Origin of the sequence: Burkholderia sp. COPS (assembly GCF_019425585.1) — a bacterium.
GTDB classification, from domain to species: domain Bacteria; phylum Pseudomonadota; class Gammaproteobacteria; order Burkholderiales; family Burkholderiaceae; genus Burkholderia; species Burkholderia cepacia.
Genome location: NZ_WIXR01000079.1, coordinates 16,617 through 34,475, shown reverse-complemented (window position 1 = coordinate 34,475; position 17,859 = coordinate 16,617). Strand labels below are relative to the sequence as shown.

Sequence of the window (17,859 nt, the reverse complement as noted above, 5' to 3'; positions counted from 1 at the left end):
ACGGAATGTCCTTCTCCATGTTCCAGCGCACTGCTTCCAGCGACCTGAATAATTCCGGATAGAGCATCGTCGTCACCGTCGTTGAACAACGTTCCGGCATGGCACGCACGTGGGCGGCCAGCCCCGTCGAAGTCATGCCGATTGCGTGGACGCCGGCGCCGCCGCTTCGGCATCGGGTGCACGCTCGTCCGCATCGTCGTCCACCGTGCGCGGCGACAGCCTGCCGCGCAGCAGCGCGTAATAGAACTGCCGGTACGTGCGGTGGTAATAGCGGATGCGCGGCCCGATCGCGCCATGCAGGTCGTGCAGCCGCTCGATCGGCAGGTTCGGCATCATGTGATGCTCGACGTGATAGTTGTTGCCGTTCGTGAACCACGTCATGAACGCGTTGCTCTCGATCGTCCGCGTGTTGCGGAACGGGTCGGTGCTCGTCAGGTCGCAGCGGTAGTGCTCGGGCATCTCGACCAGCGCATGCACGGGCGCGGCGACGAACACCAGCGGCACGACCCACACCCACACGGCAAACCACGTGTGCAGCGCGACCGACACGCCGGCCAGCAGCGCGATCGCGGCGACCATCAGCAGGTGATCGCGGCGGATCGCGCGCGACACGAGCGGGTTGTCGCCGAAGCGCGCTCCCGGCACGACGAGCTTCGCGACGTTCTTCGCGAACTGGATATAGTGCGCGGCCATCGACAGCCGCCACGCCCACAGCCCGAGATTGACGACGGGGCTCGCGCCGTACTGGTCGCCGTAGTCGAAGAACTCCTTGTTCTCCGGCGTGCCGAGCAGCCGGTGATGACGCAGGTGGCTGTCCTGGTACGCGTGGAACGACACCAGCATCGGCATGCCGAGCAGCACGCCGAACACCATGTTGAGCCGCTTGCTCCGGAACCCCTGGTAGTGCAGCGCCTGGTGCTGCAGCTCGACGCCGTGCGCGTACATCGCGCCGATCAGCAGGACCCCGACGATCTTCAGGATCACATACGTCGACAGCGCGAACAGCATGCCGTGCGCAATGAGCGCGACGTATACCGCGAGCTTCAGCGAGAAGACGACGCCGCTCGGGCGGCTCTTCATGTCTGCAACCGGTTTCTGACGGGTAACAAGCGATGAGGTGACGGACAAGACGCTCTCCTTGAGCCGGACCCTGCCCGGCGCCATGACACGGCGACGCTGGCGCGCTGCCGGGTTGCAATTCTTCTGTGAGTCGATGCTTCGGACAAACGAATTTTCCGAACGCATTGCATGACGCCCGCGCATGAGCGCACCACATCGTGAACTAGACGACCGGTCGAATGCGTACCGGTCATTCACCTGGCGCGGCTTCACATGCATCCGTGCGGGGCAGACCCGAGTGGATGCGTGCCGCTCATGCATAGCCTGCAAATATTCCGTTTGTCGCGTCATGTCGATCCGGCAAGAATCCCCCTCACTCGACGAACGGCGCCGCCGGCACCGTGGCACGAGCGGCCGTGTTCCTCAACGGGAGATTCTCGTGACGAAGTGCGCATCCACCATTCATCGCCTGATCGAATCGCTCGAGGACGTCGCGGGCGCCACGCATCGCATGACGTTCGTCGACGAGGCCGGCAACGAGGCAGGCATCACGTACCGGCGCTTCGCGGAAGCAGTGTTTCACCAGGCCGGCGCGCTGCGTGAACTCGACGTGCGCGAGAACGACCTGGTGATGCTCGCCTTGCCCGCGTCGGTCGAGCACGCGGTCGCGATGATGGCCTGCGTGATGACGGGCGCGCTGCCCTGCACCGTGCCCGTTCCCGCGCGCCGCGCCGCCGCCGGCAGGCAAGTGATCGACGTCGCGTGCGAGCTGTACCGGCCGCGTCTCGTCATTGCCGCCGATGCGCAGGCTGCCGCGTGGCGCGACGACGCGTTTCCCGCGGCATCGACGCGCGTGGTCGATCTCGACACGCTGTCGATCGCCGCGGATGCCGGCGCGCGCGCACTGATCAGCGCGAAAAGCGGCCGCGACCCGCACCATGTGCAGCTCACGTCGGGCTCGACGTCGCACCCGAAAGCCGCGGTGCTCAGCCATGAGAACGTGATCGCGAACGTGCTCGGCATCGGCGGGTCGGTCCGCTTCGACATCGCGGCCGGTGACGGCACCGCCTCGTGGCTGCCGCTCTATCACGACATGGGGCTGCTCACGCTGCTGTCGAACCTGCACTACCGCGCGCCGCTGCTGATGATGCAGCCGAACAGCTTCATCCGGAATCCGCTCGGCTGGCTGAAACGCATCGCGTCGGCGCGCGCGACCACGACGTCGGTGCCGACCTTCGCGCTGCGCTACTGCGTGCGCCGCTTCAATGCCGCCGCGATGGAAGGCGTCGACCTGTCCGCCTGCCGCAACATCTTCATCGGCGGCGAACGCGTGGACGACACGACGCTGCGCGACTTCGCCGCGACGTTCGCGCCGTACGGCCTCGCAGCATCGGCGCTGCAGCCGTGCTACGGGATGGCCGAATCGACGCTCGCGGTATCGATGCATCGTGCGTGGCATGAAGGCACGGTGGACGGCGCACCGTACGTGATCGCCGACACGCTCGACCGGCGTGCGCTGATCGAGCGCCGCGACGCGCAACCGGCCGCCGCGAACGACGGCGCCGACACCGAGACCGAAACCGTGCTCGCGATGGGCACGCCAATCGACGGCATGGCCTTCCGCATCCTAGACGACGGCGACCACGCGCTCGCGAACCGCGCCGTCGGCGAAGTCGCGATTCGCGGCACCTCGGTGATGCTCGGCTACCTGAATCCCGACGACGGCTCGATCGCCGCGCCGCTGACGGCTGACGGCTGGTTCCGCACCGGCGACATCGGCTACGTCGCGGACGGCCAGCTCCATATCCTCGGGCGCAAGAAGGAAGTCATCATCATCCGCGGCAGCAACTACTTCCCGCACGACATCGAGGAAGCGCTGGCATCGCATCGCACGCTGCGCAAGAGCACGTGCATCGCGTTCGGGCTGCCCGACCCCGAGACGGGCACCGAGCGGCTGGTCGTCGCGATCGAGGCGCGGCCCGCCGACGCGACACCGCAGACGCGTGCCGAGTGCCAGCAGCTGCTCGCGTCGCGCATCGGCTTCGCCGCGCAGGATTTGTGCTTCGTCGAACCCGGCTCGTTGCCGCGCACCACGAGCGGCAAGCTGCAGCGCCTGAAATGCCGCGACCTCTATGCGAACGGCGCGCTGTCGGTCATCCACGCGGCGGCGGCGGTCGAAGCCGGCCAGGGAGCGTACGCATGACGGCCGCCCCGCTCACGCCGGTGCTCGAGCTGCGCGACGTCACGCGCGTGTACGAGGGCGCGGGCCGCGTCGTCGCGGTGCGCGACGCGACGATCTCGATCGGCCGGCGCGACGTCGTCGCGCTCGTCGGCCCGTCGGGCAGCGGCAAGAGCACGCTGCTCAACCTGGCCGGCTTTCTCGACGTGCCGAGCAGCGGCGAACGCTGGCTCGAAGGCCGTCGGATCGACGACGCGCCGGACACGCTCGAACGGATCCGCCGCGAGCGCATCGGCTTCGTGTTCCAGCAGTTCAACCTGATTCCGGTGATGTCGGCACTCGAGAACGTGGAGCTCGGCTGCTTCGCGTGGGGCACGCCGCGCACGCGCCGCGAGCGCGCCCGCGCGATGCTCGACGCGGTGGGACTCGCCGCGCGCGAACGCCACCGCCCCGGCGAGCTGTCCGGCGGCGAGCAGCAACGGGTCGCGCTGGCACGCGCGCTCGCCAAGGAGCCGGCGATCGTGATCGCGGACGAGCCGACCGCCAGCCTCGACAGCACCAACGCGCGCGCGGTGGCCGAGCTGATCCTCGACACCAACCGCACGCTGGGCACCGCCTTTCTGATTGCGTCGCACGACGATCGTCTGTGCGCGCGCCTGCCGCGCCGCATCGAGATGCGCGACGGCGTACCGGGAGTGAATCGTGAACTGGTCGACGTTTGCGTGGCGTAACCTCTGGCGCAACAAGCGCCGCACCGTGCTGACGATGGCGATGATCGGCGTCGCCGCGTTCGCGTCGAGCCTCGCGCTCGGCTACGTGATCGCGACCTTCGACGCGGTGCGCGAAGGCTCGATCGACAGCGGCGTCGGCCACGTGCAGGTGCTGCACCACGGTTATCTCGACCTGATCGGCGAACGGCCGCTGCAGTATGGGCTGACCGCCGACGAGCAGGCTGCCGCCGCACGCGCCGTCGCCGCGCTGCAGGGTGTCGCCACCACCGCGCGCGGCATCGACTTCGACGGGCTGATCTCGAACGGCGATCTCAGCTACGGCTTCGTCGGCGAAGGCATCGAGCCGAACCGCGAGCCGCCCGGCTTCTTCGACTATCACACGGTGCTGTCGGGCCGCTACCTGTCGCCCACGAATGCCGGCACCGAAGTCGTCGTCGGCGCCGAACTCGCGCGCAAGCTCGGCGTGCACGTCGGCTCGGTCGTGCAGTTGATGGCCTCGACCGCGCACGGCGGCATCAACGCGACCGACGCGCAGATCGTCGGCGTGATGAGCACGGGCAACAAGGACGTCGACGAACGGATCGTCAACGTGACGTTCGCGGCCGCGCAGGCGCTGCTGCGCACCGACCGCGCGTCGCGCATCGCGGTGTTCCTGTCGGACACGGCGCGCACGCCGGCCGCCGCCGCGACGCTGCGCGCCGCGCTGCCCGCGCTCGACGTGAAGACCTGGGACCAGCTCGTGTCGCTCTATCACCAGGTCGTCGCGCTGTACAAGAACCAGTTCTCGGTGTTCGGCGCGATCCTGTGCGTGACGATCCTGCTGTCGATGAGCAACTGGATCCTGATGAGCATCGTCGAGCGCCGCCGCGAGATCTCGACCCTGCGCGCGCTCGGCGTGCCGGCCTCGACGGTGCGCGGCGTGCTGATCCAGGAGACCGCGTTCCTCGGCCTGCTCGGCGCGGCCGCCGGCATCGCGGCGGCGCTGCTGACGATGGTCGCGCTCAACCACGCGCAGATCCACCTGCCCGCGCCGCCGGGCCGCGTGAAGCCGATCCTGCTCGAATTCACGGTTTCGCCGGCCGCCGTGGCCGCCGTCGAAGGCGCGTTCGTCGTGCTCGGCGTGGCCGCCGCGCTGCTCGCGACGCTCGGGCTCGCCAAACGCAACATCCTCGAAGGACTCGCCCCATGAACCGCATTCGCCTGATGGTCGCCGCGCTCGTCGCGTGCGCGCCGCTCGCCCACGCAGCCGACGCACCGGCGGCCCAGACCATGCTCGCCCGTGCCGACGCGTACCGCAGCACGGCCGCCGATACGCAGACGAACATCCAGATCACGAACGAGGTCGGCGGACAATCCGGCGACGCGACGCGCTATCTCGTCTACACGCGCGGCAACGGCGACACGCTCGCGCTGACGCGCAGCGGCGAGAACGACGGCCAGAAGTATCTCGCGACGACGCGCGGCCACTGGTTCTACGTGCCGAACACGCGCAGCGCGGTACGCATCAACGGGATGCAGCGGCTGCAGGGCGAGGTCGTGATCAGCGACATCACGCGCACGCACTGGGCGGACAGCTATCGCGCGTCGGCCGCGCCCGGCGCGACGACGATCGCCGGCAAGCCGGCCACCGAGCTCGACCTGACCGCGACCGATCCCGACAACGTCTACCCGACGATCAAGCTGTGGGTCACGCCCGACACCGACGTGCCGGTGCGCGCGCAGTTCTTCCTCGCGAGCGGCCTGCTGTTCCGCAGCGCCGATTTCTCCGCGCCGGTCGATGCGAACGGGCGCAAGGTGATCCGCAAGATCACCTATCGCAACGAGATCGAGAAGCAGCGCGCGAGCGTCGTCGACATCCTCGACGGCCAGCCGCGCAAGATTCCGTCGGGCTGGTTCAACCCCGACACGCTTGCCGATGGCCAGTGACCACGACGCCCATGCCGACGCCCGTCGTGACCGCCCTCGCCCCCCGTCCAGTCGCCTCCGGCGCGGCGTCGTACTCGCCGTTCCGCTCGCGCTCGGCTGCACGCTCGCGCACGGAGAATCGCTGATGGAACAGTTGAGCACGCTGAACGGCATCGCCTACGCACGCACGGTCGACAGCATGGACGGCCATGCGCTGCTCGGCAGCCTGATCGGCGACCAGCCGCGCAACCAGCAGGAAGCGGGCCTGCTCGCGCGCATCGACGGCGAGAACCTGTTCCTGAACGCGCGCGCCGTCGCGAGCAACCACTCGCTCGGCGCGCAGGCCACCCGCTTCAACGAGGCCGGCGTGCGCTACGCATTCGACAACGGCATCACGCTCACCGCCGGCAAGCGGATCGACCCGCTCGACACGTCGCAGGCGTTCTTCCCGCTCGGCTTCTTCCAGAAGCGGGCCGCGACGGCCGACATCTACGACCGCTACGGCGACGTCGAAGGCACGCCGCTCGTCGAAGCGAAGTGGGCCGGCGAACAGGCCACGCTGCAGTTCATCGCCGGCGAGAACCGCACGCTGCGCAACGACGTCGACAACCGCGACGTGCAGGGCGCGACGCAGCTCGTGCGCGGCGCGTACAACTGGTCGGGCGGCTCGGCCGCGCTGCTCGCCGGACGTCATGCGGGCCGCGGCGGCGCGGGCGCGACGCTGTCGGTCGACGTCGCGCGCTCGAACACCGTCTACGCGAGCGCATGGCTCGAACGCGGCACGACTCGGCCGCTGCCGGCCTTCATCGCGAACGGCACGCCGCTCGATTCGCCGGCCGCCTACGACGCCGTCGATCGCCGCAACGACCGCCAGGTCATGTGGCGCAGCGCGGTCGGCATGCAGAGCGCATTGCCCGGCAACCTGTCGCTGATCGTCGAGTGGTCGCACGACGAGGCGCGTTACGACGCGAACCAGTGGCGCCGGATGGTCGGCGCGGTGCGCGCGAACAACGCGCTGCTGCCCGTCGCGCCCGGCGCCGCACTGGCCGGCCTCGGCGGCACCGCCGATTTCGTGAGCGCGGACGGCAACCTGCGCGACTACCTGTTCGCGCGGCTCGGCAAGAAGATCGGCCGCGTCGAGTATTCGCTGCGCGGCGTCTATTCGCCGCAGGACAAGGGCCTGCTCGCGATCGCCCAGGTCGTCGCCGACGTGAACAAGCGCGTGAGCGTCGATGTCGCGCTCACCCGCGCGTTCTCCGACAGCAACTCCGAGTACCGGATGGTCGGTCTCGGCACCCGTATCGACGCCGCCGTGCGCGTGCGCTTCTGACAGGAACCCGCCCCATGTCCACGCTTTCCGCCCCCGCTTCGTCCGTCGACCTGCCCGCACCGCTGCTGCTGCGCGTGGCCGACCAGGCCGCGTATCCGGTGCTGCGCCACCTCGACTCGATCGGCACCATCGGCACGCCGCCGCGCGCGGCCGCCCGGCTCGTCGAGGCGGCCGCCGTGCGGCTGCTCGACAGCGAGATGGTGATCGCGCTGCGCGCCGCCACGCCGGACGTGCTGCCCGATTCGTCCGCGTCGACGCCGCTGCGGCACGACGAGGCGCCGCTCACCGAAGCGCTGCTCGGCCAGATCGAACGCGAAGGGTTTCACCACCTGTTCAAGCCGTTCATGCGCGCGTTCATCCGCATCATGTTCGGGCTGTTCTTCTCCGACGACCAGAACCGTCGCGCATGCGACTGCATCGACAGCGGCCACAACTTCGCGTTCCTGATGAGCGACGGCGGCGGCCCGACCCTCGCCGCCTGGCGCACGGTCGTGCGCAGCGACGACAACGGCCTTGCGCTCACCGTCGACAAGGTGTGGGGCATCGAAGCGCATCGCGACTGCATGGCGGTCGTCGCCGCGCGGTTGCCCGGCGTGATGTTCCCGGCCGCGTACCTCGTGTGGCCCGACGAGTACCGCAAGCTCGCGCGCACGACCTGCGGCGCGCCGTTCCTGGCGGGCAACCTGCAGCTCGCGAACGTCGGCGGCCAGGTGCGCGTGAGCGCCGAGGATCGCCTGCGGATCGGCGGCCCGACCGTGTTCAACAAGTACCTGACCGTCGTGCGCCCCTACTTCGTCCGCGCGCTGATGGCGCACGTCGAATGGCTCGCGCAAACCGGCCGCGTCGAGCTCGACGCCGACGCGCGCGCCGTCCACCGCTTCATCGCCGACGCCGCGCGCAACCAGACCGACGACGCGCACTACAGCTTCGGCAAGGTGCAGCGCGTGCTCGCGATCAAGCTGCTGTCGAACGAGTTCCTGACGGCGCTCGTGCGCGACGGCCGGGTCGCGACGTTCGACGACCAGCGCGACCTGCTGGCGTTTTCGAAGATGGAAGGCAGTTCGTACCGTTGTTATCACGAGCTTCGCAAGAGCCTGCGCTGCGAAGCCGGCAGTTGACCCACGCGACAGGCCGATCGATCCCGATCAACCCACTTCATTACCAGGAGCTCCTCTCATGACGACCCAGAACGTTCCGGCCGACGCGCTCGACATCCTGTCCCGCGAAGTCGCGAAGATCCTCAATGTCGAGACCGTCGACACCGACGCCGGCATCGGCGAACTCGGCATCGATTCGCTGAACATCGTCGAGCTGATCGTGTTCTGCGAACAGCTCTACGGTTCGATCGACCCGGAAGCGCTGAACATCACGCAGTACACGACGCTGCAGCAGCTCGACGCGCAACTGCGCCGCCAGCAGCACGCCGCCTGACACGACGATGCTCGCGCCCCTTGCGACCGTGGCGGCCGCCGCCGCCGAGCCGCTCCCGGTGGCCCCGGCGGCCCCGGCGACCGCGCTGACCGTGCAGGCGCTCGCGTACCGGCGCGTCGCGCCGTCACGCGACGGCGCGGCCGTGCCGCTCGACGACACGGCGCGCGCGATCGGCGCGCTCGCGTGCGCCGAACGCGAGCGGCTGTGCGGCGCGGTCGGCGCGGACGACTACGTGGTCAGCTCGACGATCCTGTCGATGCTGCTGATGAACGATTCGCCGCAGCATCGCGTGTTCGCGCAGGCGCTCGCCGGCGCGAACGACTACACGCCCGACTGGATGACCTGCTCGTACGAATGCGCGGGCTGGGGCTACGTGCTGCGCCGCGCGCTCGCCACCGCGGCCGAAACCGGGCCGCGCACGCTGTTGCTGCAGATCGTCGACGTCGACGTGCACGGCTATACGTACTGGCACGGCAACCCCGCGTGGGGCCGTTCGGGCTTCGGCGTGTGCACGCTGCTCATCGACGTCGGCCGCGAAGCGTCGCCGGCCGCACCGTCGGTGCTCGCGGACGCCGCGCCGCCGGCCAGCGCAGTCGTGCGGCTCGGCCGCGACATCCGCACCTTCTGCGCGGCCCGCCCCGGCGTGCACGCGGCGCTGCCGTTCTTTCCGGCGACGTCGCGCCGCGCGCTGCTCGCGTCGGTCGGCAAGACGCCGTTGCTGCCCGACGGCCACGGGCTGTTCGGCCATGCGTTCGGCAGCGATCCGTGGCTGTCGGTGCTGCTCGCGCATCGCGACGGCGACACGCCGCACCGCGCAGCCGTCTGCTCGCTCGCGCTGAACGGCTATTACGCGGTCGCCGACGTCGCATTCGCGCCGGACGCGACGTTCTCTCTCGACAGCGAGGCATGACATGGTGCGGCCCGTTCATTTCACCTACCGGATCGAGCGCGATGCGCGGCAGCCGGTCGCGGTCGCCGCGAGCGCGTACCGGATGCCGCTCGACACGCCGGCCGACTATGCGCGCGCCGCGCTCGCGGAAGCGGCCGGCGAACCATACGACGCCGGCGATGCCGGCGACGCATCCGGCAGCGAGCGCCGCGTGCTGCTCGACCACGTCCAGTATTTCGCATTCCTTGCGGAAGTGTCCGCGCGCATCCGCGACGCGGTGCATCCCGGCGCACGTGTGTTCATCGAAGTCTGCGCGCCGTACTTCGGCGCGCTGCCGGCCGAACTGCTCGCGCCGCACGTGCTGCTCGGCGTGCACCTGTACGACGAGGCCCTGCGCGACGCCGCGCGCGGCGCGCCCGTCGTGTGGATCGGCGACCGGATCCTGCGCGATGCCGAGTTCTCCGGCGACAACCGCGTGTGCTGCGCGATCTGGCCCGCGCGGCTCGCCGATGCGTTCGACGCGCAACTGCGCGGCCCGTGGCCGTCGTATGCGATCCGCCTCGTGCCGCATCCGCCGACACCGCGCGCCGCAGCCGCGACGCTTACCGATTCCGCCCATCATTCCGGCGCCGCCGCGCGGCCGGGGAGACCCTAAATGACTGACACGCTCACCGTTATGCAGGACACGGCCGACATCCGCTGGTCGATGCCCGTCGACGCCCTGATGTCGAACGACTACGCACTGCGCGAAGAGGCGCTGAACCGGCTCTACGAAAAGGCGAAGGCCGCGCAGTGGGACGTCGCGACCGACGTCGACTGGAGTCACGACCTCGACCCGGCGAATCCGCTCGGCATGCCCGACCCGACGCTGCTGATCTACGGCACCGAGCTGTGGAGCAAGCTGTCCGACGCCGACAAGCGCGAGGTGCGCCATCACGCACAGGGCTGGCTGCTGTCGCAGATCCTGCACGGCGAGCAGGCCGCGCTGATCTGCGCATCGAAGCTCGCGTCGGCCGAGGATGGGCTGAGCGCGCGCCTGTGCGCCGCCGCTCAGATGATGGACGAAGCGCGCCACGTCGAGGCGTACGCGAAGCTCGTCAACGAGAAGCTCGACGTCAGCTACCCGATGAGCCGCTCGCTGAAGGGGCTGCTGCACGACACGATCACGAGCAGCGCGCTCGACATGACGAACCTCGGGATGCAGGTGCTCGTCGAGGGCATCGCGCTGTCGATCTTCCAGAGCGTCGTCGCGTATAGCACCGATCCGTTCATCAAGGATCTGTTCCTGCGGATCCAGCGCGACGAGGCGCGTCACTTCGCGGTCGGCCGGATCACGCTGTGCCGCGTGTATGCGGAGATGAGTTCGACCGAGCTGCGCGAGCGCGAGGAATTCGTCTGCGAAGGCGCGGCCGTGCTGTACGAGCACCTGTGCGCGGACGACATCTGGGAGCCGATGGGCCTGTCGAAGCGCGAATGCAGCGCGATGGTGCGCGAGTCGCCGGTATCCAGCTCGATCCGCCGCTCGATCTTCCGGCGCCTGGTGCCGACGATCCGCGAGATGGGCCTGCTCACGCCGACCGTGCAGGCGACCTTCGAAAAACTCGATGTTCTCGACTACGCGGCGATGCCGCTCAACTGAACCATGACGAACTCCTCCCAGGCATCACGCGATTTCTGGATCGGCATCGACGCGGTGGCCTACGAACTGCCGGGCCCGCCGGTCGACATCGAGGCATGGGCCGCCGAGCGCGACTACCCGGCGCAACGGGCCGCGGCGATCGCGCAATCGGGCAGCCGCTACTTCCACATGGCGCTCGACACGAGCGAGACCGATCTCGCGATCGCGGCGGCGGGCCGCCTGCTCGACACCGCGCGCGTGCATCCGTCCGACATCGGCGCGATCGTCCACGTGCACACGCAGCAGTTCAGCGTGCCGCCCGCGCCGCGCAGCCTGCCGCACGAGCTCGCCGCGCAGCTCGGCATCGAGCCGCTGTGGCTCGGCTCGGTCGCGCAGCTGAACTGCGTGTCGGTCGCGGCCGGCATCGAGACCGTTCGCGCGCTGATGCGTCGTTATCCGCAACTCGACGCGGCGCTCGTCGTGTCGTCCGACCGCGTGTACGGCGAGGATTACCGGATGCGGCAGATGACGGGCGTGCAGTGCGACGGCGCGGCCGCGATGCTGATCGCGCGCAACAGCACGAAGAACCGGCTCGGCGGCATCGCGATCGAGACGCACGCGAAATGGCATCGCGGCTCGGACACCGTCGCCGCGAACGAGGCCGACCTGATCATGATGGAGTGGCCGTACACGCGCAAGGCGATCGACGCGGCGGTCGCGCTCGAACCGCATGCGCTCGACGCATACGAGCTCGTGCTGCCGCACAACGCCGACCTGCCGGGCTGGAACGCGCTGTGCCGCGCGATGCGCGTGCCGGCCGAGCGGCTGTATGCCGAGAACATCCATGCACGCGGCCATGCGTGCTGCTCGGATTTCCCGATCAACCTGGCCGACGTCGGGCTCGACGCGGTCGCGCGCGGGCAGCGCGTGCTCGGCGTGATGCAGTCGAACTGCGGCGCGTATGCGGCCGCCACGCTCCATCCGGTGGGCCGCCATGACGCCTGAGCGCCCGCTTCCCCCCGCCGGCGACCATGCGTGGATCGCCGACCTGCGCACGCCGTGCTACGTGTACGAGCCGGAAGTCGCGATCGCGCGCTACCGGTCGTTGAAGGCGCGGCTCGGCACGCGGCTGATCGTGTCGCTGAAGGCGAACCCGAACCAGGACATGCTCGCGCGTTGTGCCCATGCGTACGAGGACGGCGTCGAACTCGCGAGCCGCGGCGAACTCGACGCGGTGATCGGCCGGATCAGGACGCCGCGCTACCTGAACAACCCGTCGATGGACGAGATGTTCATGCGCGCCGGGCTCGCGTCGCGCTGCCATTTCGTGCTCGACAACCCGGACGCGGTCGCGCGCTTCGTGCCGCTGGCGCGCGAAACCGCGGCGGGCGGCGGCACGCCGGGCCCGGTACTGCTGCGCGTGAACGCCGGCGCGCTGGCCGGCGACGACGCGCGGGCGCTGTGGCACGACCATTTCGGGATGACGCCGAACGAGGCGCACGACGCGGTGCGCACGCTCGCCGCCGCCGGCCTGCCCGTCGCCGGGCTGCACGTGTTCTCCGGCCCGCATTCGTTCATCCGCCAGGACGCGACGCAGCCCGACACGCTCGTGCTGCCCGAGCGGCTCGCGGCGCTCGCCCGCGATCTCGCGCCGGCCAACGGCGCACCGCTCGGCTCGCTGAGCCTCGGCGGCGGTTTCGCCGACGATCACCCGGGCGATGCCGCGTTCGACCGCTATGCGGCCGCGCTCGCCCCGCTGGCCGGCCGGTATTCGCTCGCGCACGAATCCGGCCGCGCGATCTTCGCCGACGCGGGCGTGTTCGCGACGCGCGTCGTCGCGGTCAAGACATGGCCGGACCGCACGATCGCCGTCTGCGACGGCGGGCTGTCGCATGCGTTCCTGCTCGCGCAGACCGAATCGGTGATGCGCCGGCTGGCCGCGCCGTCGCTCGTGCGCCGCACGCCTGCACCGCCCGCGCGCGGCGTGCCGACGATCTACGCCGGCAGCACGTGCAGCCGCGCGGACGTGATCGGCCGCGACGATACCGGCGCACCGCCGCAGGTCGGCGACATCGCCGTGTTCGCGCGCTGCGGCGCCTATCACCGGACGTACTCGATGGCGCATTTCCTGTCCCACGAAGCCGCGCACGTGTACGTGCGGCCCGCCTAGACCCACCAGAGAGAGGAGCCGATCATGAACGCCCTGATCAGCATCGCCGACCTGCTCGACCACGGCGCCGCGCGCTGGCCGCATCATCCCGCGTATGCCGACGGCGGCGGCACGATGACCTACGAACAGCTCGCGCGCGCGGTCCGCCGCGCGGCCGCCGCGCTCGCGTCGCGCGGCGTGCGGCCCGGCGAGCGCGTCGCGATCTACGCGCCGAAACGCATCGAAACCGTGGTCGCGATGCTCGCGGCCAACGCACTCGGCGCGATCTTCGTGCCGGTCAATCCGCAATTGAAGGAAGCGCAGATCGAACACATCGTCGCCGACAGCGGCGCGGCGCTGTTCATGACCGGCGCGCAGCGATTGAAGCGCCTGCCGGCGCTCGCCGCGCTCGTCGGCACCCGCGCGATGCTGATCGAGGAGCTGGCCGATGCGATCACCGCGTCCGACGCCGGCGCTTCGGCACCTTTGGCACCTTTGGCCGCCGGCCGCCCGGTCGACGACGATCCCGCCGCGCTGCTCTACACGTCCGGCTCGACCGGCAAGCCCAAAGGCGTGGTCGTATCACACCGCAACCTGGTGTCGGGCGCGTTCAGCGTCGCCGCGTACCAGGGGCTGGCCGACGACGACGTCGTGCTCGGTGTGCTGCCGCTCAGCTTCGACGCGGGCCTGAGCCAGCTCACGACCGCGCTGGCGTCCGGCGCATGTTATGCGCCGCTCGACTTCCTGCAGCCGGCCGACGTGCCGCGCCATTGCGACGCGTTCGGCGTAACGTCGATCACCGGCGTGCCGCCGCTGTGGATGCAGCTCGCGTCGGCCGGCTGGAGCGATACGGCGCGCACGCGAATCCGCCGCTTCGCGAACACCGGCGGCCATCTCGCGACGCCGCTGCTGCACCGCCTGCAGGCGCTGTTCACGCACGCCGCGCCGTACCTGATGTACGGATTGACCGAAGCGTTCCGTTCGACGTACCTGCCGCCGGCCGACGCGGCGTTGCGCCCGACGTCGATCGGCAAGGCCGTGCCGAACGCCGAGATCCTCGTGCTGCGTGCGGACGGCAGCGAATGCGCGGCCGACGAGCCCGGCGAACTCGTGCATCGCGGCGCGTTCGTCACGCTCGGCTACTGGAACCGGCCCGAGCTGACCGCGCAGCGCTTTCGCCCGCTGCCGCGCCGGCACGGCGAGATCCCGCGCCCCGACGTCGCGGTGTGGTCCGGCGACATCGTGCGGCGCGACGCCGACGGCTACCTGTATTTCGTCGCGCGCGGCGACGACATGATCAAGACCTCCGGCTACCGCGTGAGCCCGACCGAAGTCGAGGACGTACTGTTCGCGCTGCCCCACATCCGCGAAGCGGCGGTGTTCGGCGTGCCGCACGCATCGCTCGGCGAGGCGATCGCCGCGTGCGTCGTGTCGACGCTCGACGCCGACGCGTGCCGCGCCGACATCGCACGCGCGTGCCGTGACGCGTTGCCGACCTACATGAGCCCGCTCGTCGTCGAGCCGCTGCCGGCGCTGCCGCGCAACCCGAACGGCAAGATCGACCGCCCCGCGCTGAAAAACCAGTATCGCGACGCGTTCGCGCGCACGAACGAGGAGACCGCCGCATGACCCTGTCGACGCTCGATGAAACCTGCCTCGGCGCGCGCCGCGTCGCCGCGCCCGGCACGCTCGCCCTGTCCGGCGGCGTCGTGGTGCTGCCGCCCGCCGTCGTGTTCAGCGCGATCCAGGCACAGGAGCGCCATCCCGGCTACCGGCACCTGCTGCTGCCGCAGGCGCGCTTCGCGCGGCCGCGCGGGATGGGTGCGCTGACGCCCGAGGAAGGCACGCGCCTCGCGCCGGGCGGCCGGCCCGCGCTGCGGGTCGCGCCGCCCGGGCGCAGCCTCGCCGATCTCGCCGCCGATGCCGCGCTCGACCTGCGCGACCAGCTCGGCTCCGGGCAACTGGCCCGCACGACCCACGTGATCGTCGCGAGCTGCGCGCTCAATGAAGGCATCGGCGACTCGGTCGTCGGCCGCATGCAGTACGAACTCGGCCTGCAGCGCGTGACGCCGTTCGCGCTCGGCCAGAACGGCACGCTCGGCTGGTATTCGGCGCTGATGCTGCTCGACGGGCTGCTCGACGAAGGCGACCAGGCGCTCGTGATCCTCAGCGACAAGTGGCTCTATCCGTTCTTCCGCCAGTTCGGCGACCTGGTCGGCTACGGCGACGCGGCCGCCGCGCTGCTCGTGTCGCGCGCGGGCCCGGCGCCCGAGCCGGCCGACTGGGGCGGCGTGCGGTCCGTCGCGCTCGAGTTCGGGCCGTCGATTGCCGATCCGTGGGCCGACGCGCCGGGCACGCTGCGCGACACGCTCGCGCCGGTCGCCGCGCGCGCGATCCGCCGCGCGCTCGACATGGCCGGGCTGCGCGCCGATCAGATCGACTGGTGCGTGCCTCCCGGCTTCGATCCCGGCTTCGCGGCGCGCGTGGCCGACGCAGCGTCGATCCCGGTCGGCGCGCGAATTCAGCACGATGGCTCGGGCCACCTGTCGTCAGCCGAATCGGCGGCCGCGCTGATCCGGCTCGCCGGTGCGCTCGACGAAGGCGAGCGCCGCACGGTGCTCGTGTGGGATGCGGCGCTGCACGGCGCGGCGGCGGCGGCCGTCGTCGACCTCGCCGGCGGCCTCGATGCCGCACTCGATATCGAAGGAGACGCATGATGAGCGCCTACAAGGTCAGCCTGCGCGAATTGCGCTTCTTTCTGTGGGAACTGTTCGAAGCCGACAAGCAGTTCCTGGCGGAACACGGCCTGTACGGCACCCACGACCGCGCATCGATCGACGCGCTGCTCGAACGCGCGCGCGACTTCGCGCTCGACCTCGGCCGCAGCTACCAGCAGGCCGACGTCGAAGGCTGCACGCTGCTCGACGACGGCCAGGTGCGCATTCCGTCGCATTTCCACGCGTTGTGGGCGCGGTTTCGCGACGAATGGTCGAACACGCTGTTCGGCACCACGCACGGGCTGCCGCCGATCGTCACGCAGATGATCTACGAGATGTTCATGGGCGCGAACCCGTCGTTCATGACGTACGGCGGCTTCACGCGCCCCGCGATCAAGCTGCTGCAGATGCACGGCACGCCGCACCAGAAGGCGCTCATCGCGCCGCTCGAGGCGTACCGCTGGGATGCGTGCTTCTGCGCGACCGAGCCGCAGGCCGGCACCGACCTCACCGCGGTCGCGTTGCGCGCGACGCCGCTCGAACGCGACATCTACGCGATCGACGGCGAGAAGGTCTACATCTCGGCCGGCATGCACGAGCTGACAGAGAACACGCTGTATTTCGTGCTCGGCCGCATCGACACGGCGTCGCCCGATTCCTTCTCGCTGTCGTGCCTCGTCGTGCCGCGCTTCTGGCCGGACGAGGAAACCGGCGAATTGCAACCGAACCATGTCGACTGCATCGGCCTGCCGCGCAAGATGGGGCTCAAGGGCTGCGCGAACACGCACCTGGTGTTCGGCGCGAACGGCACGACCCGCGGCTGGCTGCTCGGCGGCCGGCGCAACGTCGGCCTGCTGCAGCTGATGCCGCTGATGAACCAGGCGCGGATGAGTACCGGGATGTTCGGCGTCGGCGTCGCGTCGAGCGCGTACCTGCACGCGGTCGAGTATGCGGGGCGCCGGCTGCAGGGCCGGCCGATCGAGCGCGCGTCGAACACGAATGCCGCGCGCGTCGCGATCGTCGAGCACGCGGACGTGCAGCGCATGCTGGTCGACATGAAGAGCCGCGTCGACGGCTGCCGCGGCCTGCTCGGCAAGCTCGCCGCGACCGCGACGCGCGCGGCGATGCTCGAAGCGACACCCGACGCCGATCCGGCCGAGATCGAGCGCCATCGCAAGCTGCAACTGCTGCTGACGCCGGTCTGCAAGGCGTTCATCTCCGATCAGGCATGGCGGATCTGCGAAACCGCGATCCAGGTGCACGGCGGGCTCGGCTACACCGACGCGAGCCCCGTCGAGCAGAACGCGCGCGACGTGAAGATCCTGTCGATCTGGGAAGGCACGAACTACATCCAGGCGCAGGACCTCGTGCGCGACAAGCTCGGCTTCGGCCGCCATTCGCGGCTGATCCAGTACTACCGCGACGAACTCGACGTGTTCCTCGCGCGCCAGCATCACACGGGCACGCATGCGGAGCTGCGCCCGCTGTTCGACGCGCTGCGCACGGGCGCCGACCGGATCGCCGCCGCGCTCGATGACATCGCGCGCGACGTGGAGGACGGTCATACGCACCGCAGCAGCCAGTTCTACACGCGTTTTCTCGAGATGTTCGGCGTCGTCACGTCGGCGTGGGTGCTGCTCGAATCGGCGACGATCGCCGCGCGCCGGCTCGACGCGCCGGACACGGCCGACACGCCGGCCGAACTCGCGTTCTATCGCGGCAAGCTGAAAAGCGCGCGCTACTACTTCGCGAACGTGCTGCCCGTGGTCGACCAGCACGCGGCCGTGATCGCCGCGATGGCGCACGCGGCGATCAGCGTCAGCAGCGAAGAACTCGCGCAGGCGGAATGAC

General features: G+C 70.1%; 16 protein-coding genes. 15 read left to right on the top strand and 1 reads right to left on the bottom strand.

What is annotated here, in order from left to right; genetic code table 11:
• Positions 1–132: 132 nt before the first annotated feature.
• A complete protein-coding gene (locus tag FOZ70_RS36745) occupies positions 133–1,080 on the bottom strand; it encodes a fatty acid desaturase (protein ID WP_060089104.1) in 948 nt (315 codons plus the stop codon).
• 418 nt (positions 1,081–1,498) lie between these two features.
• Between FOZ70_RS36745 and FOZ70_RS36740 the strand changes: the two genes are divergently transcribed.
• Genes FOZ70_RS36740 through FOZ70_RS36670 form a run of 15 tightly spaced genes read left to right on the top strand, consistent with a single transcriptional unit; the run spans position 1,499 to position 17,858 of the window.
• A complete protein-coding gene (locus FOZ70_RS36740) occupies positions 1,499–3,262 on the top strand; it encodes a fatty acyl-AMP ligase (RefSeq protein ID WP_219707846.1) in 1,764 nt (587 codons plus the stop codon).
• Entirely contained in the window at positions 3,259–3,969 is a 711-nt protein-coding gene (locus FOZ70_RS36735; protein ID WP_060307536.1) for an ABC transporter ATP-binding protein, read from the top strand. The genes FOZ70_RS36740 and FOZ70_RS36735 overlap by 4 nt, the downstream gene beginning before the upstream one ends.
• Positions 3,941–5,158 carry an ABC transporter permease gene (locus FOZ70_RS36730; RefSeq protein ID WP_060307533.1) on the top strand — a complete coding sequence of 406 codons (1,218 nt, stop codon included), beginning with the start codon at positions 3,941–3,943 and terminating at the stop codon, positions 5,156–5,158. Before FOZ70_RS36735 ends, FOZ70_RS36730 begins: the two co-directional genes overlap by 29 nt.
• Positions 5,155–5,895: an outer membrane lipoprotein-sorting protein gene (locus FOZ70_RS36725; protein WP_021161211.1), complete on the top strand. Its 741-nt coding sequence runs from the start codon at positions 5,155–5,157 to the stop codon at positions 5,893–5,895. Before FOZ70_RS36730 ends, FOZ70_RS36725 begins: the two co-directional genes overlap by 4 nt.
• Complete coding sequence (locus FOZ70_RS36720) at positions 5,885–7,204, top strand: hypothetical protein (RefSeq protein ID WP_219707845.1); 1,320 nt, start codon at positions 5,885–5,887, stop codon at positions 7,202–7,204. Before FOZ70_RS36725 ends, FOZ70_RS36720 begins: the two co-directional genes overlap by 11 nt.
• A gap of 14 nt (positions 7,205–7,218) precedes the next feature.
• Positions 7,219–8,322 carry a hypothetical protein gene (locus FOZ70_RS36715; RefSeq protein ID WP_059816415.1) on the top strand — a complete coding sequence of 368 codons (1,104 nt, stop codon included), beginning with the start codon at positions 7,219–7,221 and terminating at the stop codon, positions 8,320–8,322.
• A 58-nt stretch (positions 8,323–8,380) separates the two neighbouring features.
• Positions 8,381–8,635 (top strand): acyl carrier protein, encoded by a 255-nt coding sequence (locus FOZ70_RS36710; RefSeq protein ID WP_011350104.1) that lies wholly within the window; start codon positions 8,381–8,383, stop codon positions 8,633–8,635.
• 7 nt (positions 8,636–8,642) lie between these two features.
• Positions 8,643–9,545, top strand: a complete 903-nt coding sequence (locus FOZ70_RS36705) for a hypothetical protein (protein ID WP_059590712.1) — start codon at positions 8,643–8,645, stop codon at positions 9,543–9,545.
• 1 nt (position 9,546) lies between these two features.
• Positions 9,547–10,179, top strand: a complete 633-nt coding sequence (locus FOZ70_RS36700; protein WP_219707844.1) for a hypothetical protein — start codon at positions 9,547–9,549, stop codon at positions 10,177–10,179.
• Complete coding sequence (locus tag FOZ70_RS36695; protein WP_021164011.1) at positions 10,180–11,163, top strand: ferritin-like domain-containing protein; 984 nt, start codon at positions 10,180–10,182, stop codon at positions 11,161–11,163.
• 3 nt (positions 11,164–11,166) lie between these two features.
• Entirely contained in the window at positions 11,167–12,147 is a 981-nt protein-coding gene (locus FOZ70_RS36690; protein ID WP_060089119.1) for a ketoacyl-ACP synthase III family protein, read from the top strand.
• Complete coding sequence (locus FOZ70_RS36685) at positions 12,137–13,312, top strand: PLP-dependent decarboxylase (protein WP_060307511.1); 1,176 nt, start codon at positions 12,137–12,139, stop codon at positions 13,310–13,312. The genes FOZ70_RS36690 and FOZ70_RS36685 overlap by 11 nt, the downstream gene beginning before the upstream one ends.
• A gap of 24 nt (positions 13,313–13,336) precedes the next feature.
• Positions 13,337–14,920, top strand: a complete 1,584-nt coding sequence (locus tag FOZ70_RS36680) for an acyl-CoA ligase (AMP-forming), exosortase A system-associated (RefSeq protein ID WP_219707843.1) — start codon at positions 13,337–13,339, stop codon at positions 14,918–14,920.
• Complete coding sequence (locus FOZ70_RS36675) at positions 14,917–16,008, top strand: hypothetical protein (RefSeq protein ID WP_219707842.1); 1,092 nt, start codon at positions 14,917–14,919, stop codon at positions 16,006–16,008. The genes FOZ70_RS36680 and FOZ70_RS36675 overlap by 4 nt, the downstream gene beginning before the upstream one ends.
• The gene (locus FOZ70_RS36670; RefSeq protein ID WP_219707841.1) at positions 16,008–17,858 is read left to right on the top strand and encodes an acyl-CoA dehydrogenase; all 1,851 of its coding nucleotides are present in this window, start codon (positions 16,008–16,010) and stop codon (positions 17,856–17,858) included. Before FOZ70_RS36675 ends, FOZ70_RS36670 begins: the two co-directional genes overlap by 1 nt.
• The last annotated feature ends 1 nt before the right edge of the window (position 17,859 follow it).

What these genes read in the sequence shown, in the direction of transcription:
- FOZ70_RS36675 (WP_219707842.1), top strand. Translation starts at nt 14,917, where the DNA reads ATGACCCTGTCGACGCTCGATGAAACCTGCCTCGGCGCGCGCCGCGTC.
- FOZ70_RS36695 (WP_021164011.1), top strand. Translation starts at nt 10,180, where the DNA reads ATGACTGACACGCTCACCGTTATGCAGGACACGGCCGACATCCGCTGG.
- FOZ70_RS36690 (WP_060089119.1), top strand. Translation starts at nt 11,167, where the DNA reads ATGACGAACTCCTCCCAGGCATCACGCGATTTCTGGATCGGCATCGAC.
- FOZ70_RS36720 (WP_219707845.1), top strand. Translation starts at nt 5,885, where the DNA reads ATGGCCAGTGACCACGACGCCCATGCCGACGCCCGTCGTGACCGCCCT.
- FOZ70_RS36685 (WP_060307511.1), top strand. Translation starts at nt 12,137, where the DNA reads ATGACGCCTGAGCGCCCGCTTCCCCCCGCCGGCGACCATGCGTGGATC.
- FOZ70_RS36725 (WP_021161211.1), top strand. Translation starts at nt 5,155, where the DNA reads ATGAACCGCATTCGCCTGATGGTCGCCGCGCTCGTCGCGTGCGCGCCG.
- FOZ70_RS36735 (WP_060307536.1), top strand. Translation starts at nt 3,259, where the DNA reads ATGACGGCCGCCCCGCTCACGCCGGTGCTCGAGCTGCGCGACGTCACG.
- FOZ70_RS36710 (WP_011350104.1), top strand. Translation starts at nt 8,381, where the DNA reads ATGACGACCCAGAACGTTCCGGCCGACGCGCTCGACATCCTGTCCCGC.
- FOZ70_RS36700 (WP_219707844.1), top strand. Translation starts at nt 9,547, where the DNA reads ATGGTGCGGCCCGTTCATTTCACCTACCGGATCGAGCGCGATGCGCGG.
- FOZ70_RS36705 (WP_059590712.1), top strand. Translation starts at nt 8,643, where the DNA reads ATGCTCGCGCCCCTTGCGACCGTGGCGGCCGCCGCCGCCGAGCCGCTC.
- FOZ70_RS36745 (WP_060089104.1), bottom strand. Translation starts at nt 1,080, where the DNA reads ATGAAGAGCCGCCCGAGCGGCGTCGTCTTCTCGCTGAAGCTCGCGGTA.
- FOZ70_RS36680 (WP_219707843.1), top strand. Translation starts at nt 13,337, where the DNA reads ATGAACGCCCTGATCAGCATCGCCGACCTGCTCGACCACGGCGCCGCG.
- FOZ70_RS36715 (WP_059816415.1), top strand. Translation starts at nt 7,219, where the DNA reads ATGTCCACGCTTTCCGCCCCCGCTTCGTCCGTCGACCTGCCCGCACCG.
- FOZ70_RS36670 (WP_219707841.1), top strand. Translation starts at nt 16,008, where the DNA reads ATGAGCGCCTACAAGGTCAGCCTGCGCGAATTGCGCTTCTTTCTGTGG.